5 protein-coding genes are annotated in these 2,673 nt (G+C 53.1%); all 5 read left to right on the top strand.

Annotated features, from left to right (window positions below; translation table 11 throughout):
- Window positions 1-489 (top strand): hypothetical protein (locus tag ABYP33_RS18465; RefSeq protein WP_373092736.1); only part of this gene is annotated, 489 nt, incomplete at its 5' end.
- Window positions 482-754, top strand: coding sequence for a hypothetical protein (locus ABYP33_RS18470; RefSeq protein ID WP_373092738.1), 273 nt, complete (start codon window positions 482-484; stop codon window positions 752-754). The genes ABYP33_RS18465 and ABYP33_RS18470, both read left to right, overlap by 8 nt.
- Window positions 744-1,157, top strand: a complete 414-nt coding sequence (locus ABYP33_RS18475; protein WP_373092740.1) for a hypothetical protein — start codon at window positions 744-746, stop codon at window positions 1,155-1,157. Before ABYP33_RS18470 ends, ABYP33_RS18475 begins: the two co-directional genes overlap by 11 nt.
- On the top strand, window positions 1,157-1,405 hold the full coding sequence (locus ABYP33_RS18480; protein ID WP_372809491.1) for a hypothetical protein: 249 nt from the start codon (window positions 1,157-1,159) through the stop codon (window positions 1,403-1,405). Before ABYP33_RS18475 ends, ABYP33_RS18480 begins: the two co-directional genes overlap by 1 nt.
- Before the next feature lie 101 nt (window positions 1,406-1,506).
- Window positions 1,507-2,598, top strand: a complete 1,092-nt coding sequence (locus ABYP33_RS18485) for a hypothetical protein (protein ID WP_373092742.1) — start codon at window positions 1,507-1,509, stop codon at window positions 2,596-2,598.
- Window positions 2,599-2,673: the final 75 nt, after the last annotated feature.

The raw sequence follows: 2,673 nt of genomic DNA on the forward strand, positions 1-2,673 counted from the left end.
TGGACGCTGATTCGCTCTACGCGGGCGGGGTCGGTTAACCTGCATAGTTACCGCAAGGCGGCGGGAGCTAGTGAGCCATCAAGCTACACATGGACGGGCGGTCAGAATGCCGCTCATGTTGCCACGATCATACGGCTGATTGCCGTCAATGCCACACCGATTAACGCAGAGGCGGCGGCGAGCGGGACAAGCGCAGACCCTGTTAGTCCATCTATTACGACCACAGCGGCGAATTGTTTCATGCTGTCGGTATGCTCGCAGTCTAACTCATTGGCGCAAACTTACACTCCCCCAGCCGGGTATGTTGAGAGGGCCGACCATAACGGGAGTAACCTCGGCGTTACACAGGTCACAAGCGAGACGGCCACGCGGGTTCAGGCAGTAGCGGGAGCGAGTGGCACGGCCACCCACAACTCCAACCAGATAGCGGGTAGTCAGTGGGTATGCCATCATATAGCCATAGCGCCGGGGAGCTTGACCATTGCGTAGTGAGCACAGAACAAACCTTGATTGCACGCTCCACGCGTCGGCAGTTGTGAAGCTGGAAACTGAAATAAGCATGGATGAGGCGCAGCGTAAATTAGAGTCGCTGGGCAATCAGATTATTGAAAGAGATGACGAGGCGCGGGTATTCAAGATACTGGATACCGTGGAGCACCCTTCGGAAGTCTGGTGGGTTTGCGACTTCTGCGGGGCGGCATCTTTGAGTGAGCAGGTTATTTTAGAACACGAGGCGAAAGAACATGGCGGCTAAAATTGTAAATCGCGGCCTATTGCGGATAGGTCAACAGGCGAGCCAATCCACAAACTACAACGTGGCGCGGTATATCCGCACCATGAGCGTGGACGATGGTACAGCGGCTTTTGCGGCTGCGCATACCGCGCTGAACAGTGGCGGGGCAATCACTAACGAATATGACCAGGCGTTCGATGCTACCCCAACCGAGGCGAGCCAGACCATAACTCACGTATGCACCATCCCAACGGGTCAGGGTAATTTCACCATCCGGCGCATTGCTCTGCATGATGACACGGCTGCCAACGTGACCACCTCTAGTGCTACACTAGTTGCCGGGGTAGACGGTCAGAGTATCGGCAAGACAGCCGATTTCAGTCTACAAATAACGCTGACCATCACTTATGCGGATGCGAGTTAATGAGAAACGACAAAGAACACCTAGCCCTAAAGGCCCAGCAGCTCCTAGACGATGAGGTGCTGAAGGGTGCTTTTGACGCGCTTGAGGGCAGTATTCTAAGCGAGATCAAGAACGCCAATATGAACGGCACTGACGACTCAGAGAAGTTTATCCTGGAGCTAGCTCGCAAGTTGCAGACGGTCGAGGGCGTTAAAAAGGCGCTTCGGGCGCGAATTAACAATTATAAGCTGACCCATAAGGCAGAATAGTTGCATTGTCAAGACTAGAGGCATAAAATATCATTGCGCACGTTGAGAAACGCCGCAATTAACTCGCCGTGAGGCGACACATTCCCATAGGGAGAACCCACATGGATCAAGCAGACCTGCAATCCAATACCGTGAGTTCCGCTGCTGACGCACTGGAACAATCGGGCGTATTAGACTCAATTCTCGGTACTGAAGAGCCTCGACAAGAGGTGGAAACAGATGAAATCGAGGATGCAACTACCGATGACGTGGAACTAGACGGTGAAACCGAAGACGATTCCGAAGACACAGAGGAATCCGAGGACACCGACGAAGAAGAAGCGGAATTGGAGTCGGAAGAAGGCGAAGAAACTGAATCCGACGAGGAACAGATTACACTTGAGTCGCTGGATGACTTGGCCAAGGCTCTGGAAGTCTCACCTGATGAGCTTCTGGACACCCTGAAGGTCAACGTCACCATTGATGGCGAAGCTCAAACTGTCACCCTCCGAGAAGCCCAAGCGGGTTATCAGAAAGACGCCGATTATCGACGCAAGACTAGTGAGCTGGCACAACAGCGCCGCGAATTTGAGACAAAGGCCCAGAAGGCTAGCCAGGATATTGAATATCAGCACCAAGTAGCGGCCAACGTGCTGCTGCAAGCTGAGAAGCAATTGCTTGGCGATCTGAATGCTCACGCCATTAGCGAGCTGCGGGAAACAGACCCCAGCGCATGGGCGGCGAAGTATGCAGCTTTGAATCAGCGGCAGCAGGAAATTAACCAGCTTAAACAGCAGGCAGCGCAAGCGTACCAGCAACAACGGCAGCAGTTGGAGCAAGAGCAGTCCGAAACCATGCAACAGCGCATGGCCGAGGAGATGGAAGCCCTGCAAAAGCTGATACCGGACTTCAAGGACGTGAAGCCCAAATTGGAAGGCTATTTGCAAAGTTCTTACGGGTTTACCCCGGAAGATATGGCGCAAGTGGCAGACCATCGGGTTATTGACCTTGTTCGCAAAGCCATGCTCTACGATCAGCAGTCGCAGAAAGTAGAGACGGCGAAGAAGAAGGTCAAAGTGAAACCTAAGATGCAGAAACCGGCAAAACAGGCGGCTCCGGCCCCAAAAGCCGACAAGCTCAAGGTTTCCAAGTCACGGTTGAAGAAAACTGGGCACATTCGCGATGCCGCCTCGGCAATCGAATCTTTAATTTAAGGTGACACCATGACTCAACCTACAAATACCCATGATCGTTACGATCTGAATGCAAACGGTGATGACGTTCGCGAA

This window comes from Zhongshania sp. (assembly GCF_041584495.1).
Lineage (GTDB): Bacteria > Pseudomonadota > Gammaproteobacteria > Pseudomonadales > Spongiibacteraceae > Spongiibacter.